The 23,190-nt window shown below is 70.3% G+C and carries 18 protein-coding genes and 1 pseudogene; 12 read left to right on the forward strand and 7 right to left on the reverse strand.

Annotation, left to right across the window (positions count from 1 at the left end; all coding sequences use genetic code 11):
- Positions 1-314: 314 nt before the first annotated feature.
- On the reverse strand, positions 315-467 hold the full coding sequence (locus GVV04_RS30950; protein ID WP_201754440.1) for a VOC family protein: 153 nt from the start codon (positions 465-467) through the stop codon (positions 315-317).
- Between the two features lie 187 nt (positions 468-654).
- On the opposite strand from GVV04_RS30950, the gene GVV04_RS30955 reads away from it, so the two are divergent.
- The 3 genes from GVV04_RS30955 to GVV04_RS30965 all read left to right on the forward strand — a co-directional run bounded on the left by GVV04_RS30955 (position 655) and on the right by GVV04_RS30965 (position 2,435).
- Positions 655-1,203 (forward strand): carboxymuconolactone decarboxylase family protein, encoded by a 549-nt coding sequence (locus GVV04_RS30955; RefSeq protein ID WP_161692581.1) that lies wholly within the window; start codon positions 655-657, stop codon positions 1,201-1,203.
- Positions 1,204-1,271: 68 nt separating this feature from the next.
- A complete protein-coding gene (locus tag GVV04_RS30960) occupies positions 1,272-1,826 on the forward strand; it encodes a carboxymuconolactone decarboxylase family protein (protein ID WP_161692554.1) in 555 nt (184 codons plus the stop codon).
- Positions 1,827-1,880: 54 nt separating this feature from the next.
- On the forward strand, positions 1,881-2,435 hold the full coding sequence (locus GVV04_RS30965) for a carboxymuconolactone decarboxylase family protein (protein WP_161692555.1): 555 nt from the start codon (positions 1,881-1,883) through the stop codon (positions 2,433-2,435).
- Positions 2,436-2,606: 171 nt separating this feature from the next.
- On the opposite strand, the gene katG is transcribed toward GVV04_RS30965, so the two are convergent.
- Together katG and GVV04_RS30975 are read right to left on the reverse strand one after the other, a co-directional pair.
- On the reverse strand, positions 2,607-4,883 hold the full coding sequence (katG, locus tag GVV04_RS30970) for a catalase/peroxidase HPI (RefSeq protein ID WP_161692556.1): 2,277 nt from the start codon (positions 4,881-4,883) through the stop codon (positions 2,607-2,609).
- Positions 4,884-4,906: 23 nt separating this feature from the next.
- Positions 4,907-5,335, reverse strand: a complete 429-nt coding sequence (locus tag GVV04_RS30975; RefSeq protein ID WP_328822669.1) for a Fur family transcriptional regulator — start codon at positions 5,333-5,335, stop codon at positions 4,907-4,909.
- A 189-nt stretch (positions 5,336-5,524) separates the two neighbouring features.
- On the opposite strand from GVV04_RS30975, the gene GVV04_RS30980 reads away from it, so the two are divergent.
- Both GVV04_RS30980 and GVV04_RS30985 read left to right on the forward strand, forming a co-directional pair.
- Entirely contained in the window at positions 5,525-6,808 is a 1,284-nt protein-coding gene (locus GVV04_RS30980) for a cysteine--tRNA ligase (RefSeq protein ID WP_161692558.1), read from the forward strand.
- Between the two features lie 77 nt (positions 6,809-6,885).
- A complete protein-coding gene (locus GVV04_RS30985; RefSeq protein WP_161692559.1) occupies positions 6,886-7,416 on the forward strand; it encodes a hypothetical protein in 531 nt (176 codons plus the stop codon).
- Between the two features lie 61 nt (positions 7,417-7,477).
- On the opposite strand, the gene GVV04_RS30990 is transcribed toward GVV04_RS30985, so the two are convergent.
- From GVV04_RS30990 to GVV04_RS31000, 3 genes are all read right to left on the reverse strand, one after another.
- Positions 7,478-7,927, reverse strand: coding sequence for a SitI3 family protein (locus GVV04_RS30990; RefSeq protein WP_161692560.1), 450 nt, complete (start codon positions 7,925-7,927; stop codon positions 7,478-7,480).
- A gap of 15 nt (positions 7,928-7,942) precedes the next feature.
- Complete coding sequence (locus GVV04_RS30995; protein ID WP_161692561.1) at positions 7,943-8,341, reverse strand: CdiA C-terminal domain-containing protein; 399 nt, start codon at positions 8,339-8,341, stop codon at positions 7,943-7,945.
- A 194-nt stretch (positions 8,342-8,535) separates the two neighbouring features.
- Positions 8,536-9,063 (reverse strand): DUF6244 family protein, encoded by a 528-nt coding sequence (locus tag GVV04_RS31000; protein ID WP_161692562.1) that lies wholly within the window; start codon positions 9,061-9,063, stop codon positions 8,536-8,538.
- 158 nt (positions 9,064-9,221) lie between these two features.
- On the opposite strand from GVV04_RS31000, the gene GVV04_RS31005 reads away from it, so the two are divergent.
- Positions 9,222-9,365: a hypothetical protein gene (locus GVV04_RS31005; protein WP_161692563.1), complete on the forward strand. Its 144-nt coding sequence runs from the start codon at positions 9,222-9,224 to the stop codon at positions 9,363-9,365.
- Between the two features lie 173 nt (positions 9,366-9,538).
- Here the strand turns inward: GVV04_RS31005 and GVV04_RS31010 are convergent, their stop codons facing one another.
- On the reverse strand, positions 9,539-10,486 hold the full coding sequence (locus GVV04_RS31010) for a LysR family transcriptional regulator (protein WP_161692564.1): 948 nt from the start codon (positions 10,484-10,486) through the stop codon (positions 9,539-9,541).
- 129 nt (positions 10,487-10,615) lie between these two features.
- On the opposite strand from GVV04_RS31010, the gene GVV04_RS31015 reads away from it, so the two are divergent.
- The 6 genes and pseudogenes from GVV04_RS31015 to GVV04_RS31040 all read left to right on the forward strand — a co-directional run bounded on the left by GVV04_RS31015 (position 10,616) and on the right by GVV04_RS31040 (position 23,180).
- On the forward strand, positions 10,616-11,884 hold the full coding sequence (locus tag GVV04_RS31015) for an MFS transporter (protein WP_328822670.1): 1,269 nt from the start codon (positions 10,616-10,618) through the stop codon (positions 11,882-11,884).
- 324 nt (positions 11,885-12,208) lie between these two features.
- Positions 12,209-12,859 (forward strand): hypothetical protein, encoded by a 651-nt coding sequence (locus GVV04_RS31020; RefSeq protein ID WP_268926386.1) that lies wholly within the window; start codon positions 12,209-12,211, stop codon positions 12,857-12,859.
- A 106-nt stretch (positions 12,860-12,965) separates the two neighbouring features.
- Positions 12,966-13,247: pseudogene (locus GVV04_RS31025) on the forward strand (MMPL family transporter); the annotation flags it as partial.
- Positions 13,248-14,357: 1,110 nt separating this feature from the next.
- A complete protein-coding gene (locus tag GVV04_RS31030) occupies positions 14,358-18,065 on the forward strand; it encodes a hypothetical protein (RefSeq protein ID WP_161692566.1) in 3,708 nt (1,235 codons plus the stop codon).
- Positions 18,062-21,295, forward strand: coding sequence for a LamG domain-containing protein (locus GVV04_RS31035; RefSeq protein ID WP_161692567.1), 3,234 nt, complete (start codon positions 18,062-18,064; stop codon positions 21,293-21,295). Before GVV04_RS31030 ends, GVV04_RS31035 begins: the two co-directional genes overlap by 4 nt.
- A 31-nt stretch (positions 21,296-21,326) precedes the next feature.
- On the forward strand, positions 21,327-23,180 hold the full coding sequence (locus GVV04_RS31040) for a ComEC/Rec2 family competence protein (protein ID WP_161692568.1): 1,854 nt from the start codon (positions 21,327-21,329) through the stop codon (positions 23,178-23,180).
- The last annotated feature ends 10 nt before the right edge of the window (positions 23,181-23,190 follow it).

Here is a 23,190-nt window from a genome sequence, read left to right on the forward strand (position 1 = left end):
GGCCATCGCGCATCACTCTCCTTCACTCGGACTTTGCCGTCTCGAAGGATCGCGCGGTGGCCGTCTCTCATCTACGCAACACGCCCATCACGGGCAAGTCGTACACCACTTCCGTGGACGCGACCCCCGCGCCTTCCGCAAACACGGACCGGATGCCATGGCCGACCTCGACCTGGAGGCACATCGCGACAGCTTTCAACGGACCTGCTCTCTCCTCGGCCAGACCGTTCCACCACAGAGATCGATGAAGTGCCTGCTGGGACCGACCCGCAACTGACCCCCGGGGTGGTCGACCGGTTGCAATACGTCTCAGCTCAGTCGTGCGCGAGGACATTGATCACGTGACCGTCGGGATCCCTGACGAAAAACCGTCGCACACCCCACGGTTCCTCGGTCAACTCGTGCACGATCTCGGCTCCCGCAGCCAGGGCCGCCGCGGCCGCGCGCTGGGCGGTCAGCTCACCCACCCGATCCGCCAGCGCGATTCGCGGGCGGCGGGCGCAGGAAGTGGCCGTCGGACAGATTGCCGGCATTCGGCTGGTTGGACGCCACCGGACAGTGCACGGCAAACCCTTGAGATGCCACAGTGGACTCACTAGATTCAATCCTCAGCCGCGATCAGGGACCGGCTTCGAAATTCAGGAGAGTGACCCCATCGCGTACATCGATCTAGGGGTGGACGAGACCGAGCTCCCAGGCATCCGTGGGCCGCTGCGCTTCCGGCCGGAGACCGGCCAACCGTTGCTTGAGCTGGTCGAGGTGCTGCTGCGCGGACCGCATTCGCTCACCCCCGGGGAACGGGAACTGATCGCCGCGTACGTCTCCGGCCGTAACGAGTGCACCTACTGCTGCTCGGCGCACTCGGCGTACGCGGCGGCGCAGCTCGACGAGGGCATGGCCCTGGTCGACCAGGTTCGCGCCGACCTGGACAACGCCCCGATCTCCGCGAAGCTGCGGGCCCTGCTGCGCATCGCCGGAGCCGTCCAGGTGAGTGGCCGCGAGGTCACCCCCGAACTGGTCGTGACCGCCCGTGCCGAGGGCGCCACCGACCTGGAGATTCACGACACGGTCCTGATCGCGGCGGCCTTCTGCATGTTCAACCGGTACGTCGACGGCCTCGGCACCCAACCGGCGGCCGACCCCGGGTGGTACGCGCGGGCATCCGAGCGCATCGTCAACACCGGCTACCGACAGGTCGTCTGACGACGATCCGGCCGGCGCCACCGGACCGAACCCCGCCCGCCCCACGAGTAAACCCGGAGCATCAGGCCATGGCGCATATCGACCTCGGTCAGGACGAGCAGGTCTACCTGGGCATCCACGGCCTGATCCGGTACCGGCCGGAGACCGGCCGCCCCCTGCTGGCGCTGAACGAGGCGCTGCTGCGCGGGCCACACCCGCTCACCCCCGGCGAACGGGAGCTGATCGCCGCGTACGTCTCCGGCCGCAACGAGTGCCGGTTCTGCCAGGGCGCGCACTCGGCGTTCGCCGCCGTACAGCTCGACGAGGGCATGGCCCTGGTCGACCAGGTTCACGCCGACCTGGACAGCGCCCCGATCTCCGCGAAACTGCGCGCCCTGCTGCACATCGCCGGGGCCGTGCAGCACAGTGGACGCAGCGTCACCCCCGAACTGGTCGAGGCCGCCCGCGCCGAGGGCGCCACCGACGTGGAGATCCACGACACGGTGCTGATCGCGGCGGCGTACTGCATGTTCAACCGGTACGTCGACGGCCTCGGCACCCTCGCACCCGACGACCAGGAGTGGTATCTGGGGCCGGCCGGACGGGTCGCCACCCACGGTTATCTGCCGGTGCTGGACCGCTGACCCGTACCGGTCACCCGAACTTTCACCCGCTAGCCGAATTGGGAGCGTGACGCCATGGCACACATCGACCTGGGCGTGGACGAGAACGAGTTTCCCGGGGTCCGGGGCCCGATGAAGTACCGGCCGGTGACCGGCAAGCCGATGATGGAACTGGCCGAGACCCTGCTGCGCGGGCCGCTCAGCCTGTCGACGGCCGACCGCGAGCTGATCGCCGCGTACGTCTCCGGCCGCAACGAGTGCACCTACTGCTGCTCGGCGCACTCGGCGCTCGCCGCCGCCCTGCTCGACGAGGGCATGCCCCTGGTCGACCAGGTACGCGCCGACCTGGACAGCGCGCCGGTCAGTGCCAAACTGCGCGCCCTGCTGCACATCGCCGGGGCCGTGCAGGTCAGCGGACGCGAGGTCACCCCCGAACTGGTCGCGACCGCCCGTGCCGAGGGCGCCACCGACGAGGAGCTCCACGACACGGTGCTGATCGCGGCGGCCTTCTGCATGGTCAACCGGTACGTCGACGGCCTCGGCACGTTCGCCCCGAGTGATCCGAGCTACTACGAGGAGACGGCCCGGCGGGTCGTCAGCGTCGGCTACCGCAACACGGTCTCAACCTGATCTTCAACCCGTGCGCTGTTACGAGCAGTGATACTCAGGCCACGCTTGACGGTTTTTCCCGACGTCGTGGCGGGGTGCGGGTCGGCGGTTCCGTGAGCCGGGTGGACAAGTGGCGGGCGAGCCCCGGTCGATCGTTGGTGGATCGACCGGGGCTCGTCGTGTGAAGCCGGATCAGGTGAGGTCGAACCGGTCGAGTTCCATGACCTTGGTCCAGGCTGCGGCGAAGTCGGCGACGAACTTGTCGCGAGCGTCCTGGCTGGCGTAGACCTCCGCGAGGGCCCGTAGCTGGGAGTTGGAGCCGAAGACGAGGTCGACCGCGGTGGCGGTCCACTTCACCTCATCGGTGGCCAGGTCGCGGATCTCGTACACGTGCTCGTCGGACTCCGACGCCTTCCACCGGGTGCCGGGGGAGAGCAGGTTGACGAAGAAGTCGTTGGTGAGGACGCCGGGCCGGTCGGTGAGGACGCCGTGCCGCGTCCCGCCGACGTTGGCCCCGAGGGAGCGCAGGCCGCCGATGAGGGCGGTCATCTCGGGCGCGGTCAGGTCGAGCATGTAGGCGCGGTCGAGGAGCAGCACCTCCGGCTGGGTCTTCTCGCCGGGACGCAGGTAGTTGCGGAACCCGTCGGCGCGCGGCTCGAGGACCCGGAAGGACTCGACGTCGGTCTGCTCCTGGGTGGCGTCGGTACGGCCCGGGCGGAAGGGCACGGTCACCTCGACGCCGGCGTCGCGCGCCGCCTTCTCGACGGCGGCCGAGCCGGCCAGCACGATCAGGTCCGCGAGCGAGATCTTCGCGCCGCCGGCGGAGTTGAACTCCCGCCGTACGCCCTCAAGGGCCTCCAGGACCGTGGCGAGTTGCTCGGGCTGGTTGACCTCCCAGCTGCGCTGCGGCTCAAGACGGATCCGCGCGCCGTTGGCGCCGCCGCGCTTGTCGGTGGACCGGAAGCTGGCGGCCGAGGCCCACGCGGTGGAGACCAACTGGGCGGTCGTCAGGCCGGACTGGAGGACCTTCGCCTTGAGGTCGGCGACGTCGGCGTCACCCACGAGCTCGTGGTCGACGGCCGGCACCGGGTCCTGCCACAGCTGGGCCTGCGGGACCCACGGCCCGAGGAAGCGGCTGGCCGGACCCATGTCGCGGTGCAGCAGCTTGTACCAGGCCTTGGCGAACGCCAGCGCGAACTCGTCGGGGTTCTCCAGGAAACGGCGCGAGATCTTCTCGTACGCCGGGTCGACGCGCAACGACAGGTCGGTCGTGAGCATCGTCGGCCTGTGCTTCTTCGACGGGTCGTGGGCGTCCGGGATGATCGCCTCGGCGTCCTTGGCGACCCACTGCTTCGCGCCGCCGGGGCTCGTGGTGAGTTCCCACTCGTAGCCGAAGAGGATCTCGAAGAAGCGGTTGCTCCACTGCGTCGGCACGTCGGTCCACGTCACCTCGAGACCGCTGGTGATCGTGTCCCCGCCCTTGCCGCTGCCGTGGGTGCTCAACCAGCCCAGGCCCTGCGCCTCCAGCGGGGCGGCCTCGGGCTCGGGGCCCACGTGGTCGTCGGCGACGCCGGCACCGTGGGTCTTGCCGAAGGTGTGGCCGCCAGCGATGAGGGCGACGGTCTCCTCGTCGTTCATCGCCATCCGGGCGAAGGTCTCGCGGATGAAGTGCGCCGCCGCAGCCGGGTCCGCGTTGCCGCGGGGGCCCTCCGGGTTGACGTAGATGAGACCCATCTCGGTCGCCCCGACGTCGGCCGCCATCTCCTTCTCGGAGGCGTAACGCTCGTCGCCGAGCCAGGCGTCCTCCGGACCCCAGAAGATCTCCTCGGGCTCCCAGACGTCCTCCCGGCCGAAGCCGAAGCCGAAGGTCTTGAAGCCCATCGACTCGAGGGCGACGTTGCCGGCGAGCACGAGCAGGTCGGCCCACGAGATCTTCTGGCCGTACTTCTGCTTGACCGGCCACAGCAGCCGGCGGGCCTTGTCGAGGTTGGCGTTGTCCGGCCAGCTGTTGAGCGGGGCGAACCGCTGACCACCGTCGCCGGCCCCGCCGCGACCGTCGTGGATGCGGTAGGTGCCCGCGGCGTGCCAGCTCATCCGGATCATCAGACCGCCGTAGTGGCCGAAGTCGGCCGGCCACCAGTCCTGCGAGGTGGTGAGGACGTCGGTGATGTCCCGCTTGAGGGCCTCGACGTCGAGCTTGGTGAACTCCTCGGCGTAGCTGAAGTTCTCCGCCAGCGGGTTGCTCTTGGACGACTGGGCATGCAACACCGAGAGGTCGAGCTGGTTGGGCCACCAGTCCCGGTTGGTGTGCGGACGACCTCCGGTCTTCGGCGTCGGCGAGTCGATCGCCGGGTTCTCGCTCTCGCTGCCGTGTGCGGTCACCGAGTCGTGCGCGACCGGGCAGCCGGCCGCCGCCATCTTGTCCACGCCCTGCGCGCTGGCGGGGGCGTTGTCCTGGGTATCGCTCATCTGTTTCCTTCCGAACTGACGGATCACTGGGAGGTGCGTTCGGTCGCACAGTCGGGGCAGGTGCCCCAGTAGACGACCTCCGCCTCGTCGACCACGAAGCCGTGGTCGTCGGAGGCGGTGAGACAGGGAGCATCGCCGACAGCACAGTTGACGTCGGCGATCGCACCGCAGGAGCGGCACACGACATGGTGGTGGTTGTCCCCCACCCGGGACTCGTACCGGGCGGTCGCACCGGCAGGCTGGATGCGCCGGACCAGACCGGCGTCGGTGAGCGCCCGCAGCACGTCGTACACCGCCTGGTGGGACACCGTGGGCTGATCCGCCCGTACCAACGCGATCACCGTGTCGGTGTCGACATGCGGATGGTCACGCAGTGCTGCGAGCACCGCCAACCGAGGCCGGGTCACGCGCAACGAGACCGCCCGCAACTGGGTCTCGAAGTCGGGCGTCACCCGACGACGATAACCCATTTTTTTGGAACGAATCCAGTTTGGCTTTGATTCGGCCCACCGCCGAGCCTGGTGCGGCGCGGGCCCGCGTCGCGAGGGCGGGTCCGCCGGGGAGGCCGGGGTGACGGTGTGCCCGCGATGGGTTACGGTCCGAGGTGGTCGCGGACCGGAGTCTGGCCGAGGAGGCAGCTCATGCAGCGAGTCGAGTGCGGCCTGCTCGCGATCATGGGGTCCGGTGAGACGAGCCCGACCATGGTCAGCGTCCACCGGGCGGTCGTCGACCAACTGCCGTCGGACCGGCCGAACGCGGTGCTCATCGAGACGCCGTACGGCTTTCAGGAGAATGTCGCCGACATCTCCGCCCGCGCGCAGAACTACTTCCATCACAGCGTCGGGCTCCGGGTGTCGGTGGCGCCGGGCATGCGCGGCCGGGCATCGGCCGGGACGGACGCCGACCGGGGTCTGGCGATGGTGCAGACCTCGGACTGGATCTTCTCCGGTCCGGGCAGCCCTTCCTACGCCCTCGACCACTGGCATCGACAGCCCTTCGCCGCCGCGCTGGCCGAACGGATCCGGCATCCGCGTGGCGCGGTCGTGTTGGCCTCGGCCGCCGCCGCCACGATGGGGTGTCTCGCCGTGCCGGTCTACGAGATATACAAGGTCGGCGCCGCACCGCACTGGCGCGAAGGACTGAACCTGCTCGCCTGCCTTGACCTGCAGGTGGTGGTGATTCCGCACTACGACAACACCGAGGGCGGCACCCACGACACCCGCTACTCCTACCTGGGAGAGCACCGGCTGAGCATCCTCGAACGGGAACTGCCGGCCGACGCCGCGATTCTCGGCGTGGACGAGCACACTGCGGTGATTGTCGACCTGCTCAGCGGCAGCGTGGAGATCACTGGCCGAGGCGGCCTGACCGTACGCCGCGTCGGCCGCAGCCGCGTCCTACCCGCTGGTGCCACGCTGAGCCTGGCCGAGCTACGCGCGTTGACACGCAGTGACCGACTTGTATCGACGAGGGTCGACGGTGTCCCCACTCAACCGTCACGGGTGGCTCAGGCGGCAACCCTGCCGGAGCTGACCCTGCAATGCGAGCGGCGCTTCGAGCTGGCCCGGCTCGCCGGAGCAGCCGACGACATGGTGCAAGCCGTCCTGGACCTCGAGGAGACGATCGACGTTTGGGCTGCGGACACCGAGGAGGACGAGGGCACCAGCCAGGCCCGCGCGGTGCTCCGAAGCCTCATCGTGCGGCTCGGACACGCCGCCGCGACAGGTCTCCGAGACCCCCACGACCTGCTCCGCCCCCTGGTGGAACCGCTGCTCGGCCTACGCGAGCGGCTCCGCACCGAACAGGCCTATCAGGCTGCGGACGGCATCCGAGCGGCCCTGACAGCCGTCGGGGTGATCATCAACGACACCCGATCAGGCACGCGATGGACCGTGGCAGCGCCTGTCGACGTCTCCGCCACCTGAGTGATCCGCTGTGATCACCGGGGTGAACAGTGAGAGATTCTCTGAGTTCCGCATGACCGTCTTCCTAAGCTGATCACGTGCCATCACCACCACACTTCGCCGCCGCATCGACGGCGCTGCCGCTCCCGAGCGTCGTCGTCGAGGTGCTCCTGATCAGTGCCGACCAGGACGGCCTGCGGTTCCGGCCCATCTCCGCCCCGCTGCGAGACGAACCCCCGGATGTCGTTGCGCGGTCGTTGGCCGAGCTGCCGCCGGGGAGCCTCGGCGGGCTCCTGCACTCCACGTCGTGGCGTTTCGTAGACGGTCGCCTGACCGTCACCTACGTGGCACTACCGGATCCCTGTCCAGGCGCCGCCACGACACCGGTCGCCCCCACACCAGTGCTCGGGTCCGAGGACTCGCTCGCCCCCACTCCCGCCGAGATCCGACCCGTGGACGTCGCCGTGCACGCCTGCCGTCACCTCGCCTTCCTACGACATACCGATCCCACCGTCGCAGCCGTTGCCGCCGCCGCGCCCATGACCTGGGCGCTGATCTCCGAGTTCACGCCCGCCGTGGCAGGCACGCTGACCTCCGACGCAACGCCGGTGCCTGCCCGTACCGGTTGAGCGACAATGGGGTCCCGGCGCTGCCCCCAGCTCGTGAGGGCCAGCGTCATGCCGGGCCTACCTATTCGAGGGCGTCGTTGATGCCGTAATTGTCCCACCATGAGGGTCGGTGTTTGCGTAGGGCTCCGGCGACTCGGGTGAGCAGCAGCCAGTTGCCGTTCAGGACCAGCGCGGCGTCTTCCGGCCGGCTGGCGAGCACGCGGGCCACGGCAGCGACCATGTTGGGTGTCGCCCTGCCGGAGGGGTCGTCTTTCGGCATGTGGAAGACGACGTTGACGTACTTTGCGGGTTCCCACTCCCATTGGGAGCCGTCGTCGTCCTCGGCATCGTAGTAGCCGTTGCTGCCCCCGTAGATGCTGAGCGTGTAACCGGACTTGCTCTGAAGGTCCGCGCCGAGCAGCCGGGGGTAGCCGGGCAGAGTCGACTCCTCGACGCCTTCCGGGGCGGCGAGTTCGGCCACCTGTTCCAGCGGGATGTCGTCCGCCAGCGTCAATCGGTACTCGATAGCCACGTGCTGCCTGCCTTCTCAGTCTCGCCGTACGATCTGAATGATCTCACCGCTACGGGTCACCGCCGCGAGTTCTCTGAGCTGGTGGATCGGCCAGTCGTCGAACTGCTTCTGCAGGGCGCCGAGGTCACCGCGCCAGTCATGCAGGTTCAGCACCACACGTTGGGTCTGCTGGCTGGCCACCTTTCCCGACACCTCCGTCCAGACGCCGCGCACTGCCTTGGCGGGAGTCGGTGAGTAGCAGTCGAAGACGTGGCCTTCGATCAGGTAGTCCGGGTCTTTGTCCGGCTTCCCGACGTCGCCGGTATTCAGCCGCGCCTCGGCGATCTCCCGCTTCGTCGGGTTCTGGTGAACCCGGTAGCCCTTGCTGGCGACCGTGTCGGCGCCTGCGTTCTCCAACTCCAGTGAACGCTGCACCCTGTCGTCCTCTCGTGGTGGGATTCTGGTTCGCGGTCCGGTCGGTGATCCGCCGAGGACGCCGGTGGGTTGCCTGGTCCACGGGGCGGGGCCGGGGTCATCGGAGGTGCCGCCGCCGAAGATGAGGGCTTGGGCGGTCGGGGCACCGGTGGCGGACGGGATCGGGCTGGTCGGTGTGTGACCGCCAGCCCTGTTCAGTTTCCCGAGGAACCGAGCTGGCGCGCTTCGGCGATCGCCGCTTCGACGTACTGCCGGGCGGTGCCGGTGCGTTGGACCACCAGCACCAGGACCTGCTTGATGCTCTCCATCGACTGCAGCAGCGGACCGGGCTGCCCACCCTGAAGGATCATGGTGACGAGTTGCTGTGCCTCACCGACCTGAGCGATGGCCCCGGCCGCCGCGTCGCGTGCGCCGGCCACCGCGGCCTGAACGGGTGTCAGCCCGGAGATCGTCTCGTGCGGGGTGGCCTTGTGTGGGATGGCTGCGGTGGTCTTCGTCGCCTCACCAATCGAACCGTAGAGGCTGTTCAAGCCGCCCTGGAGTCCCGTGATTGCGCTGCGTACCCGGGTCATTCCCGCTGCCACAGCTGCGAAGCCGGCCCCTGCGGCCCGCAGGGCCACCTCCTGCGCCTGGTTGTCGGCAGCGGCTGCCAGTCCCTGCGCGCGCTCGACGCCAGTCATCAGCGCGCGCAGTTCACCGGTGATCTTCTCGATGTGCGACATGTAGCCGACTTTCCGATCAAAGACAGTGAAGGTGTTCGACCGCCGAAACTACCGAAGCGTCCCTGACGCCACCAGACGTTGACGGGAAGGAGCCCCGGAACGACCGGGCATGTCAGGGTGCAAGGCATGGGGACCACTGCCTCGGACGGGCGGCGGCGATGGCGGCGCTGTTCGTGGTCGACCTGACCATTTCGGAGGCCTGGCACGACAAGCCGGGCGGTCTGAACGGTCCGTTGGTGCTGCTGGCCGCCTACCTGGTCGTGCGGTGCGTGTATCTGACGGTCTCTAGCTCGTCGATGTAGGCCGACGCGGCTGATCACCCCGCCAGGGCGGACCACCCCGAGCTGTCGGGCTGACTGGCACCGCCAGCAGACCCACCGCACCGTCCCCGATCACGGTGACGGTGGTGCGCGGGTTGACGGCGGCACGCTTGGCGGCGTGGTAGCGCCGTTCGGCCTCGTCAATGTCCGGCTCGTCATCTTGGGGCTGATCGCTGTCCCCATGTCGGTAACCAGACCTCGGCGCCGGGTGCCTCCGCTCGTCTGGAGTCGAGGTGGTCACGAAGTTTGGTGAGCGCGGGATGGGGGTTGTCGTCGCGCCAGATCAGTGACATGGGGTAGATCGGGGCCGGGTCGCGCACCGGTATGCGCCGCAGGTCGTAGCTGTCCGGCCACAGGTATCGGGTGCGTTCGCCGGCCAGCGTCGCCAGTTCCGCGGATTCGGCGATCTCGGCCAGCAGTGCCTCGTTTCCGAAGGCCGGCCCGACCCGGTCGATGGTGAGGCCGAACGCGGCCGCGAGCTCGTCGTAGTAGTCGGCCCATTCGGTGCCGAGGGCCATGCCGGGCATCCAGATGCGGTGTTCGGCGAGTTGCGCGGGCGTGACGGTACGGGCGTTGGCGAGCGCGTGACGGGGCCCGACGAGGATCTCGTGGTGCTCGTCGATCACGCGGGCGGTCCTGATCGCGCCGGGCAGTTGACGCGCGGGGAGGGTGACGGCGTGGAAGGTGGCGTCGACCGCCCCCGCCTCGACGGCGGCGGTCGCGGCATGGACGTCGGCATCAAGGGTCACGACATCCAGTTCGATCCGCGGATGCGTACGGTGGAAGTCCTGTAGCAGCACCGCCGGCGCGGTCCGTCGACTATGGACGTCGACCCGGAGCGCGCGCCGACCGGGGCGCACAGAGGCGTCGGCGCGCGCTTCCACCCGGAGCAGCTCCCGGGCGTGGGGCAGGAATGCCTGACCGTCGATCGTGAGTTGGACGCCGCGAGCCGTGCGGGTGAACAGCCGTACCTTCAAGTCCCTCTCCAGCGCGGCGATGCGCTTGGACACGGCCTGCTGGCTGATCGACAGCGCGGCGGCGGCGTCCTGGAACTGGCCGGCGTCGGCGGCGGCGGCGAAGGTACGGACGGCATCGAGATCCACGGAGCAGACCCTACCTGCACAACATTTGGTTGTGGCTCACCGCCCACGTAGTTGTTTGAACCGCTGTCGCACGTCTTGGTTTGATCGCAACGGTCAACGGCGAGTTGTTCGATGCGGAGGGTGTGGGGAGTGGCGGCTAGGCGATCCCTGGGGCGGCAGTTCGGGTGGTTGTGGGCGGCGTACGCGGTCAGCGCCTATGGGTCCGGGTTCGGGTTCGGTGCCTTGCCGCTGATCGCCGTGCTGGTGTTGGATGCCAGCCCCGCTCAGGTGTCCGCGTTGTCCGCGGTGGGGCCGGCAGTGGGCGCGCTGATCGCGTTGCCGCTCGGGCCGTGGATGGAGTTTCGCCGCAAGCGGCCGGTGATGATCGCGATGGACCTGGCCCGGTTCGCGGTCATGATGACGATCCCCATCGCGTACGCCTTCGGCTGGCTCAGTTTCGTCCAGTTGCTGGTCGTCTCGGTCGTGGTCGCCGCAGCCAAGATCGCCTTCAATGCGGCCGGCGGCGCCTACCTCAGGGGCCTCGTCCGGCCGGAGGACCTGCTCGTGGCCAACGCGAGGTTCGAGTCGACGACGTGGAGTTCCATCGCGGTCGGGCCGCCGCTGGGCGGGGCGGCGATCGGCCTGTTCGGGCCGGTCACCACCGTGGTGGCCGACGCGCTCAGCTACCTGTTCTCCGGGCTGGCGGTCACCGCGATCCGTGGCCGGGAAGAGCCCCCGCAGCGCACCGACAAGCGCCGGGTCCGGGCCAGCGAGTTGCTCGACGGCTGGCGACACCTCCTGGCCCATCCCGGCCTGCGGGCGCTCTACGTCAACCAACTGCTCGTCGGCGGACTGATCATGGCCACCGAGCCGCTGTTGGCCGTGCTCATGCTCCGCGAGCTCGGATTCCCGCCCTGGCAGTACGGCCTCGCCTTCGCCGCCCCCTGCGTCGGCGGACTCATCGGCTCACGCCTGGCCCCTCGTGTCGTGGCCCGGTACGGCCAACACCGCATCCTCCGCACCGTCGGCACACTGCGCGCGATCTGGCTGATCGGCCTCGCCTTCGTCCAGCCCGGCGCCGCCGGCCTCGCAACGGTGATCGCTGTCGAACTCGCGATCATCATCAGCATGAGCCTGTACAACCCGGTGCTCGCCACCTACCGACTGGAACACACCCCCAAAGACCGCATCGCCCGCACCCTGTCGGCCTGGTCGATCAGCAGCAGCGCCTCCATCGCGATCCTCAGCGCGCTCGGCGGACTCCTCGCCAGCGCCACCAGCCCACGCACGGCGATCACGATCGCGGGACTGCTCATCCTCGCCAGCCCGCTGCTGCTGCCCCGCCGCCAGCATTCCGCACCCGTACCGACCTTGAGCTGGCTGCAACCCGTGCCCAGCCGCAGGCGGCGGCCCCCGTGAAGCCAAGCCACAACCAGGGCAGGGGCCGCTCAGCGGCATCAGCCGCGCCGGTCGGTTGTGGGACGATGCGGGCGGCAGTGTCCTCGACGATGGGGTGCAGACGTGCGGGTCGTACTGGGGGAGGACCTTGCCCTGCTGCGTGACGGCCTTCGTCCGGTCAGCCACTGTGGATGAACGGCCGAGCCGCACGTCGTCGTCGCCATTTAGCTACGGTGATGCCGGCCGCGCGTGGAGACGTATGGCCGGAATTGGTCGGTACCGAGGACGTCGGTGCCTTAACTGCAGCTGACGCTTGGAACGGCGGGGTCGCGCCATGTCTGTGGTCTGGGCTACTGTCCGCTCGCAGGTGTTCGAAACATCACGGGGGAGAGTCGCGCCTCGGCGGTGCTGATCCTCAACGATCCGGCGACCGGCTACCCGATCGCCTGCCTCGAGTCGTCGATCATCAGCGCGGTGCGTACCGCCGCCTCGGCGGCGCTCGCCGCGGACCGGCTCGCAGCCGCTCGCGGTGGCGCCCGCCCGCGCCGGTTGGGCTTCGTCGGTGCCGGGCTGATCGCCCGGTTCGCGCACACCTACCTGACCGGGAACGGATGGGAGTTCGACGAGATCGGCGTCCACGACCTCCTGGACGAACACTCCGCCGGGCTGGCGAGCTACCTGCGCCGTGCCGACTCGGCCCCGGTGCGGGTGCACAATTCCGCCGAAAGCCTGATCAAAGACGCTGATCTCATTGTCTTCGCCACCGTGGCCGGAGAGCCGCACGTCGAGGAACCCTCCTGGTTCGCCCACGGCACGCTGTTCGACGTGCTGGCCGGCAAGGCCGCGGTCCCGGCCGATCAGCCGGTTGTCTTCTCACCCTTCGGCCTCGGTGTGCTCGACCTCGGTGTCGGCCGGTTCGTCTACGACCGGGTGGTCGCCGCCGGGCAGCTCGACGTCGTCGAGGACTTCTACGCCGAACTGGAACGGTACGGCTGACCCGCCCGTCCACCCGCAGCACGTCCGACGCGCCGGGCGATCTGGGTGACCGGGAACGCCACACGGTCGGGGAGCTGGTCGGCGGCGGGGCCCGGATGCTGCCCGCCGCTCGGCCGGCATCGTGACCAGCGCCGCGATCGTCATGGTCTCGGTGTTCGCGATCTTCGCCACGCTGAGCCTGATCGAGTTCAAGCAGTTGGGCCTGGGCTTGGCGCTGGCCGTCCTGCTCGACGCGTTCATCATCCGTGGCGTCGTCCTGCCGGCGCTGATGACGCTGCTGGGCCGGGGCAACTGGTGGCCGGCGAAGCTGCCGACCGCACCAACGGAGCCGGTCACCTCAAGCCGCCCGGTGACGACGGGAAGGGAAGTCGGGGCCCATTCGGCCTGATGCCGAGGCGGATGTACCGGAGCCCGGATCGGACGTACGGGGCCTTCCACCACCGGGGTGGAGGGCCCCGATCCGTGTCAGGGGTGCTCCGGGGGCGGTCAGGTTTCCGACTCATCGATGGCCGGCACGGACTACCGGCCGGCACGGAACCGGCGGTCGCCGTCGGCAGCCAGGGCGGATCACCCCCGCCCATCGACCCGAATCGACCCGGAACGCGCCCACCCTGCCGGAACGCGGCACATCCCGGCCCGGTCGACCGAGCACCGACGATTTCCCGCTCCGGGACCAATCGACGGAGGCCGGTTCGGCATCTCGGAAAAACGGGCACACGTCAGTTCCTGGACAGTACGCGGGGCTTCCTGTGCGGCGCCATCACTCGCTAGGGTTCGGGGGCCGCAAACGCCTGGCCGCCGGTCGCGCCGCGGTATTCCCACGTCATCCCGCATCCCACAACCCGAACGGAGTGGTATGGGGTCGGCACTGCTTGTTCCGATTCACCTCGATGCACTGCATCTCACCGGAGATCTCGCGGTCACCGAAGGCGCGGCCGATTTCTCAAAATTGCCCTATTTCGACGGAACCCGCGACGTCAATCCCGAGGTCGCCTACCTGAGCGAATCGATTGTCGCGACACCTTTCCATGACCAGAACCTCATTCTCAAGGCCGGCGTGCATCTGCACTGGGCGCTGCCGGATGCGTTGACGAAGGGGGGACACGCGGCGGACGGCACTGCCTTCCCTGCCGTGCCAACCCGCTGGCTGGTAACCCGCAGCAGGCTTGCCGCCAGCGGAGACAGCGTGGTCGAGAGGCGCTGGGTGGTGGAGAGCGACTACCTGCATCCAGCCGGTGAGGGAGCATCGTCGGGTGCCATAGCCTTCCCCGTGCCCGCCCATCTGGACGATTCCGAAATCCATCCGTTCCGGTTCTTGGGGCGGTCGATGCCGTTGGCCCAGTGGCTCGATCCGGACCGCGACGCCGGGCGGGTGCCAGAATATCTCGACAAGCTGACCGCAGCCGGATACGGCCACCCAGCATTCGCCGCAATCTATCCCAACTGCCATAGTGTGTTTGGTTTTCGCGATCCCGATCCAGGGCCGCTCGGCCCGGATTTGCAGTATGACGTAATCGGCTGGTACCGGGTTCCCGGTAACGACTGTGTCGGGCAACTGGTCCGCCAACTCGCCGCCGACCTCGAACTGGCCTCGCCGGCTGCAGTCGCACCCGGCCCGCTGCTCGAGAGATTGGCCGAGGAATACGGCTGGACCCCCCGGGCCGCCGTCACCAAGGAGCAATTGCATGCAATATCCACGGATCCCGACCCGCTCTGGCGGGAGCTGCTGGCCCGGGACTGGCTGGCACCGGTGGACAACCAGACGGCGCTGGCCACGATCGCCAGCTGGCGCGCGGGGCAGTTGCTGAGCACGCCGTTCCAGGACGCGGCGGAGCGGGTCGGGCAACTGCTGGACGCCGCCGCCGCCACCGCCCTCGGCAACACCCCGCCCGAGCGGGTCGTCTGTCACGCCCGGCTGCGGTTCGCCCCGACGAACACCACCGACGCTCCCGGCCTGACTCTGGCGGTCGGCAACAGCGGCGTCGAGGCGCTCGCCGCGTACCTGGCGGACGCGGATGCGGCCGGGCCGGGCCAGGCCGCCGCCGTCGAGCGGCAACTCGCCGCAGTGTTGGAGCTGACCGGGGCGCAGCAGCGAGGGCTGGACACCAACGCGAAGCTCGCCGAGGCGTACCACGAGCGGACCTTCCGGCCGGTCGACGGCGAGTCCCGCTGGACGGTCAGCTCGCAGCTCGCGGACGGCACCGCCGACGCCACGGCCGAGCAGGATCTCGCCGACCTGCCGCCGGCCATCTCCGTCGCACTCGCCGAGCTGAACCACCTCCAGGACGCGTACGACCGGACCGGGCAGCGGATCGAGTCGACCCGCCGCCAGATCTTCTCCGACTGGTACAAGTACCTGCTGTGCAGCTACCCGCCGCACGACGAGGTGGACGACTATCCGGACGCCGACACGGTCCGGGCGTTGATCGAGTCGGACCTCGCGACGCTGGACGAGCAGGTGGTCGCCGCCGCCCGGCTCGACCAGCAGCGGCACCGGGCCGCCGAACAGATTCGCCGGAGCCTGGCCGAGCGGGCCACCGGCACGGACCGGGCCGGCTACACGCTGCGCCAGGTGGCCGGCCCGCGCTACTACCAGCCCACCGAGCCGGTGCTGCTGCTGGCCGGGGACGCGGTACGCCCCTCCACCCGCTACGGCCAGGACCACCGGCTGCGGCCGGACGACATGCTCGACACCCGCCTGCTGCCCGAGGTGGACTTCGCCAGACCGGAGGCGCTCTGGCAGGCCGTCGACGCGGTGTGGCGGGAGCTCGCCGATGCGGTGGCCGCCGGGCGCGAGACGGTCGGCTTCGCGCTCTGGCGGAGACAGCCCTGGCACCCGGTGCTGCTGGACTGGGAGGTGGAGTTCTTCCCCCGGGCCGAGCAGGTCAACCGCGACGGCGCGTACGACCCGGACTACATCAACACCAACTACCACCTGGACGACGCCTCGGTCGAGCTGGCCCTGCGCGACGACCGGCAGCACCTCGCTGTCGGTGCCCGGTTCTACCACGGCAGCAGCATTCTCACCTCGTTCGCCGCCGAGCAGATGCGCACGGTCATCGGCCGGTACCTGGTCGACCTGGTGCTGCACCGCGATCACGAGCAGTTCTTCGCCGCGGTGCAGATCGCCGAGGAGGACCGGACGGCCGACTTCCTGCTCCAGCAGATCGAGCAGGTGGTCACCTGGTACGCCCAGCGGTACCGCCCGGACGGGCCGGACGACCCGGTCGCCAACGTGGTGGCCGCGTACCGGCGGCTCGGTCCCGACTTCGCCGCGCTGTCGCAGGCGCTGAGCGGGTTCAACGAGGCGTTGCTGGCCCACCGGCAGACCATGCAGCTACCGGTCGCCGACCCGCTGGCCTTCGCCGACGACGCGGACTTCACCCGCCGGGTACGGGCGGCGGTGCGGCGCGGCAACCACAGCGCGCCGATGCCGCTGGACGACTTCAACCCGATCCGGGCCGGCGCGCTCCAGATCAGCCGGCTGCGCCTGGTGGACAGCTTCGGGCAGGTACGCGACCTCACCTGGGACCGGTTGGTCCGGCCGGAGCCGCTGGCCGAGCCGGACAACACCACCTGGATCGGCCTGCCGCCCCGGCTGGTCCAGCCGGCCCGGCTGAACCTGCGCTGGCTGGCTGCGGACGCCGACCACGTCGAGGCCGGCGCGCACGCGGTCAGCACCCCGATCTGCGGCTGGATCCTGCCCAACCATCTCGACGACAGCCTGATGTTCTACGACCGCAGCGGCGCGGCCCTGGGGCAGGTGGACCAGTCCGCGAGCTGGGAGCCGGCGCCGGGTGCGGCCGCCCCGGTGAGCCCCGCCCAGGTCCACGACCCGGCCTTCGCGGGAATGAACCCGCACCTGCGCCGGGTCGCCGCCCAGCTCACCCGGGCGCCGGGCGCGCCGGACACCGGGCAGACCGGCTTCCTGGCGACGTTCCTGGACGTGATCGAGTCGGCGCTGGACGCCGTCGCGCCGGAGAGCGCCGACCAGCAGCAGGGCCTCGGGCTGCTGTTCGGTCGCCCGGTCGCGGTGGTCCGGGCGAGGGTGAACCTTGAGCTGTGCGGGCTGCCGGCGGTCAGCCAGAGTTGGCCCTCCTTCGACCAGGATCTGCGCCGGGGCACCCGGGACTCGCAGGGTTTCACCCGGGTCCGGTTTCCGGTCCGGATCGGCGCCCGGGACCAGTTCGACGACGGCCTGCTGGGCTTCTGGAAGGAGACCGGGGACGGGTACGCCGACAACACGTTCTACGCCGCGCTGGACGAGCCGTCCGACCACGCCCGGATCGTGCCGTACGACAGCCCGGCGGCCCTGGTCGGGCAGGCGATCGACGACCCACCCGAGGAGCTGACCCTGCTGGTCGATCCCCGGGGCAAGGTGCACGCGAGCAGCGGAGTGCTGCCCACCAAGGTGATCGACATCCCGCCGGACCAGTTCACCGCCGCGCTGGCCGCGATCGAGGTTACCTTCCTGACCGCGCCGCTGATCACCCCGCGTGACCAGGTCCGGATCTCGCTCGGCGAGGAGCCGGGGTACCGCTGGTCCTGGCTGGCGTCGGAGCCGACGCCGAACGGGCCGGTGTGGGTCGAGACCGAGGCCGACGCCACCATCACCCGGGCCGCCTTCCTGGCCCACTTCCCCACCGCGGCGGAGTTGTGGACCGAACTGCTCGACCCGCGGACCCGGTGGCTGGTGTCGGCCGGCGAGGGTGGTGCCACCGTGCTGGCACCGGCGCAGCGCAAGAGCGCCACCCTGCCCGGTGACTTCGCCGGCCTGGAGCAGTGGGCCGACGCGGTGCTCGGCATCGACCCGGCGACCGGTGCGGCCCCGGCCGCCCCGGTCACCCCGGCCCGGCTCAGCGCGGCGCTGCCGGCAGCGCCGGACGTCTGGGCTCACCTGGTCCGGCCGGAGACCGGTTGGCTGACGCCGCTGGACGGCGAGCCGATCCGGGCCAGGATCGTGCCGGCCGACCAGCGACCGGGCGCCGTGGTGGACGGCCCGCCCGAGGGCCGGGCCGTGCCGCCGGAGCTGGACGGACCGTTCGCCGGGCTCGCCGCCCGGATCGGGCTGATCTTCGACCTGTACCAGTCGGGCATCGCCGCGATGCGCGCCGACGCCCTGTTCACCGGCCCCCAGGAGATCCGGGAAGGCTGGCTCACCCTCCGCCCAGCGCGGGCGCGCAGCGACGATGCGAGGACACGATGACCGCTCTGGACCGCGGGCTGGCCCTGCACCTGACCCTCACCCAGGACGACAGGCGCACGGTCGTCGACAGCTCCGGCAACGGCAACAACGGTACGGCTCGGGGCAAGTCGCAGCCGGTGGATGATCCGACCCTGGGCCGGTGCTACCAGTTCAACGGGACCACCGACTACGTGGAGATCCCGCCGTTGGGTCGCACCGACACGGTGACCGTCGGGCTGTGGGTCCGCGCCGACGCGCTGGACCGGAACCGCACGGTGCTCGCCTGCGCCGACTGGCCGACCGGCAACCTCCTGATCGAGTTCGTCAGCACCAGGTTGAAGGTGAACCTGACCGGAGGCGAGCCGGGGGACCAGGTCTTCGGGTACGCGTTCACGGCGAACCGCTGGTACCACCTGGCGGTCACCTACAGCCGCCGGGACCAGCGGATCTCCCTGTACGTCGACGGCAAGCTCACCGAGACCCGGCAGTACGCGAGGACGACCGAGGTGAACCTGACCGGCGCGTGGATCGGCGGCCGGAAGCCCGACGCCTACTTCCAGGGCCGGATCGGTTCGCTGCGGATCTACCGGCGGGCGCTGACCGAGGACCAGATCCGCCAGCTCATGCAGATCGACCTGGCGAAACTCGTACTGCACCTGCCGCTGGACGAACTGCGCGACAACGCGGCGGTGGACGCCGCCGGCTCCACCCTCGCGGCCCGCGCGACCGGCACCCCCTCGACCGTGCTCGACGAGGTCTTCGGGCGTTCCCTGCGGTTCGACGGAACGAACGAGATGCTGACCATGACCGACGCCGAGGCGTTGCGGCTCGGCACGTACACCGTCTCGATCTGGCTCAAGCCGGACGGCCCGCCAGCTACGCCCTGGCAGGGCATCGTCGGCAAGCCCGGCCGTAACTTCAACATCTGGCTGAACCGCGCCGGTCACATCCACCACCGGTTCAATGCCGGCGGCAACTGGAACACCGGCGCCCCGGACACCCCACCGAACAGCATCGCCTGGAACGTGTGGAACCACGTCGCGATCACCAACGACGGTACGACCGCGACCACGTACATCAACGGCGTGCTCGCCGCGACCGGGCCGACCGGTGGCGCCCCGGTGGTCACCACCACCTCGCTGCTGCTCGCCGGTGACCTCGACGGTGCGGCGTCCGGCTACCGGTTCAAGGGCAGCCTGGCCCACCTGCGGATCTTCCGGGCGGCGCTGCCCGCCGAGGCGATCCAGCGCGGCATGGCCGTGGACCAGGCCGCCGTCACCTCCGTCCGGCGCAGCCACCCGCTCGTCTTCGACCTGCTCGACGGCGACGACGAGACGGTCCTGCCGATCGACAGCGACCCGACCGGCCACCAGCTCTTCCTGGAGATCACCAACAGCGCCGACCAGCCGGTCCTGCTGGACCCGATCACCACCGCGCCGACCGCGACGAACCACCACCTGGCGCTGCGGTTCCGGGCCGGCACGCTGGCCGCGCCCTGCCTCGATCCGGCCAAGCCGCAACAACTGGTCCGGCTCGCCGCCGACGGGTGGCAGATCAGCAAGCCGGTGCCCGAGAGCCAGACCGTGGTCTTCTACCTGGCCAGCACCAAGGGCCGCACCCTGGAGCAGGGCCGGACCTGGCACCTCACCCTCGAACACGCGATCGCGGACGTGGCCGGTGGCACCCGCGCCACCCGGGTGGAGTTGCACTACCGGCAGTTGCGGTACGCCGGCCAGACCACCGCGTTGGAGGGCCACCGCCGGCGCATCCTGAAGATCGTCAACCGGCTCGGCAAGCCGGAGATCCCGCTGCACGCCGGCTTCACCGGCGGCAACTCCGTGCTCAACGACAGCCGCTCCGAGTCGATGCTGGTGCTGCACGTGGCCAACCTCGCCGCCGACGGGCCGATCCCGCTCGCCCCGCGCGACACCAGCCAGAACCCGACCCGGCTGCGCATCGCCTTCGACCACGAGCCGACCACCCGGGCCACCCTGGACCGGCCGTGGGCGCTGGGCACGGGAAGCGACCTGAAGGACGTCGACATCCCGGCGAACGCCGCCGTACGCACGGGCTGGCAGGTGGAGCGGTCCTCGGTCGAGGGCGAGGCGACCGAGCTGGTCCTGACCCCGATCAGCAAGACCAGCCTGGACCTGCGGGAGATCGTGGAGATCCCGCTGGCCCGGATCCGCTCCTCCCTGCCCTCGGGGCCGGCCAACCTCTACCTGCGCTACGAGAACGTTCCCGGCTACCAGGACGGCCAGTTCATCTGCCCGGTGGTCAAGGGCCCGCTGGTGGCCGTCGGGTCGTACGTCGGCGTGGGCACCAGCAGCCCGGCCGCCCCGCTGCACGTGCAGGAGGCGACCGGCACCGGGCACGGCCCGAACGGCGGCTCGTTGCTGATCGACCACGACAACGGCGGCGGCGCCAGCAGCATCGTGTTCCGCAGCCGGGTCAACCGGGGCAGCGACTACGGCTTCATCCAGTACCAGGACGCCGTGGTGACCGGTGGTGCCGGCGAGAGCGCCCGGCTGATCGTCGGGACCAGCAACGACCCGGACGACCACGTGATCCTGCAACCGGCCGGCAACGTCGGGGTCGGCGCCCCGAACCCGAAGGCCAAGCTGCACGTCGACGGCGACTACTACGGGCGGGGCCACCTCTACCTGTACGCCTTCGAGGGCGACGGCCGCGACGGTACGGCGTTCGTGCAGGCCCGGGACGACTCGGCCCGGACGTCGCTGGGCCTGCGCCTGCGCACCCAGACCCAGGGGAGGATCGTCGACGCGATCCACATGAACCCGGACGGCAACGTGGCGCTCGGGCACGCCGACCCGCGTTCCCGGCTGACCGTGCACGGCTCGACGAACATCAGCGCGGACGGCGCACCGGTCGGCCTGATGACGATGCTGTTCAACGGCCGGATGAACGACGGGGAGAGCCGTAGCCACCAGCTCTACAACCTGACCAACCACTGCACGTCGTGGCTGGAGCTGACGGTGCTGATACACGACACCAACTCGAACACCCATCGCCTGCTGACCCGGGTCGAGTACGTCGTCTACCGGGAGTGGACCGAGGCCCCGAAGATCGAGGTGCTGTCCCAGGCGTACCGCAAGACCGGCGCACGGAGCATCTACAACGCCGGCGTCGTCGCCGTCGGCAACGACATCCAGGCCCAGCTCAGCCAGAGCGGTTTCGCCACCAACAGCGTCTACAAGCTGATCGTCCGCTACATGACCGGCAAGTCGTGAGCCGCGTGGGACGCCAGAGGGGGCGGCACCGATGACCTGGAGCCTGGAGATCCACCACATCGACCTGGCCGGATCGGGCGACTCGACCCTGATCGTCGCCCGCGACGACGGCGTCGGCGGCGGGCACGCCGCGCAGATCCGGACCGTGCTGATCGACGGCGGCCGGGTCGGCCACGCCACGCGGATAGACGCCTACCTGACCGCCGCTGTGCCCGAGTTCGCGGCCGGCACCGATGATCTCGACGTGATGGTGGTGACCCACTACGACGTGGACCACATGGGCGGCGTCAGGGCGCTGCTGGCGCGGCGCAACACGCAGCTCTACGACAACGTGCTCATCTTCGACCAGGGCGAGCCGGCCAACGCCGACGAGGATCCCTACCTGCTCTATGTCCAGGCGATCGCGAGAGGGGCGGGCCGCACCCGGGCGACCCGCAACGTGGCCAGCGACCCGGCCCCGGTGCGCAAGCAGCGTGCGGCGCAGTGGTTGTTCGCCGGGCCGGTGCCCGGCGTGCGGACCCCGCCGGTCATGTTCGGCACGGGCGGTCCGGTCCCGTTGGGTGGGAACGCGGCGATCGCGCCGCCACCGGCCCTGGTCGCGCCGGGCGGAGCCGTGATCGCTCCGTTCAACCTCGCGAACTGGTGGCACCCGTACTGGCTGGTCGGCCGGGAGATCCTCTGGACCGACACGGCCGGCGAGCCGCTCAACTCGCCCACGCCGGGGGCGCCGCCACCGACCGTCACCTGCATCGCGGCGAACCGGTTCGTCCGCAACGGCGCCGCGACCGCCACCTACCGCAGCGGCGGCCTGCTCACCCCGCCCGAGCAGGCCAAGAACGAGAAGAGCCTCGCCTTCGAGGTGCGGTTCGGGAACTTCCGGTACTACATCGGCGGGGACATCGAGTCGATGCAGGAGCAGAACGTCTCGGCGTACCTCAACCCGCCGGACTCGGTGGCCCAGCGGGTGCACATCGTCAAGGCCAGCCATCACGGGGCCAACACCGCGACCAGCCGCGCCTTCGTGGACCGGATGCGACCGGAGGTCGTGATGATCTCCTGCGGCACCAGGAACCAGTACTCCCACCCGGCCGACCGGACCGTCGGCATCCTGGAGGGGTACGCCGGGGCCACCCCGGCGCCGCCGGCACCGGCGCCTCCCGGGCGGGCGGTGCCGAGCTACCTGACCGGCTACCAGGTTCCGGGCACGCTGCTGGTGCCGCCGCAGTCACGCGGCGGGCCGACCTCACACACCGCAGGCAGACCGGCCCCGCTCGTCCGGGGCAACCTCCGGGTCGACGTCTCCCAGGTGCAGGCCGACCGGGACGCCCGAGGGCTGTGGGCCGTCACGTTGGCGGAGACGATCATCGCCACGGCGAACGCGACCGGGATCGCCGTGCCCGCGCCGCTGGTGCCCAACGCGATACACCGGCTGGTCGCCACCGGCCCGCGCGCAGCCCTGGTCACCACCGTCATCACCGGCGTGCTCGGTGGGCTCGGTGCGGCGGGCGCCGCCGCCCCGGCCGTGGCCGCCGGCATCGCCGTCGCCACGCTGGCCGGCGGCATGGCCGCGGTTATTCCGGCGGTCTACGCGGCGGCCACCGGTGCCGGCGCCGCCGCGGCCCCGGCCGCGGTCGCCGCCGCAGCCGGGGGGCTCGCCTGCGACCTGGCGCTGGCCGCCGCGGCGATGGCACCGGCCCTGGCCCAGACCGCCACCCAGGCGGCGGCGATCCTGGCCGGCGTCGCGGGCGGACCCGCCGCCGCCGCCGGTGCCGCTGCCAACGCGGCGGTGGTCGCGGCGGCGCCGCCCGGCGGCCGGTTCACGGTCACCTTCTACGACCGCAACGCGATGGGCGGGCCCGGCCAACGAGTCATCACCCACCACTGAGGGGCTACAG

Source organism: Micromonospora rubida (assembly GCF_009908295.1).
Taxonomy (GTDB): Bacteria; Actinomycetota; Actinomycetes; order Mycobacteriales; family Micromonosporaceae; genus Micromonospora; species Micromonospora rubida.

Coding starts and splice junctions, on each gene's coding strand:
- GVV04_RS30960 (WP_161692554.1), top strand. CDS start 1,272: ATGGCGCATATCGACCTCGGTCAGGACGAGCAGGTCTACCTGGGCATC.
- GVV04_RS30965 (WP_161692555.1), top strand. CDS start 1,881: ATGGCACACATCGACCTGGGCGTGGACGAGAACGAGTTTCCCGGGGTC.
- katG (WP_161692556.1), bottom strand. CDS start 4,883: ATGAGCGATACCCAGGACAACGCCCCCGCCAGCGCGCAGGGCGTGGAC.
- GVV04_RS30980 (WP_161692558.1), top strand. CDS start 5,525: ATGCAGCGAGTCGAGTGCGGCCTGCTCGCGATCATGGGGTCCGGTGAG.
- GVV04_RS31000 (WP_161692562.1), bottom strand. CDS start 9,063: ATGTCGCACATCGAGAAGATCACCGGTGAACTGCGCGCGCTGATGACT.
- GVV04_RS31005 (WP_161692563.1), top strand. CDS start 9,222: ATGGCGGCGCTGTTCGTGGTCGACCTGACCATTTCGGAGGCCTGGCAC.
- GVV04_RS31035 (WP_161692567.1), top strand. CDS start 18,062: ATGACCGCTCTGGACCGCGGGCTGGCCCTGCACCTGACCCTCACCCAG.
- GVV04_RS31040 (WP_161692568.1), top strand. CDS start 21,327: ATGACCTGGAGCCTGGAGATCCACCACATCGACCTGGCCGGATCGGGC.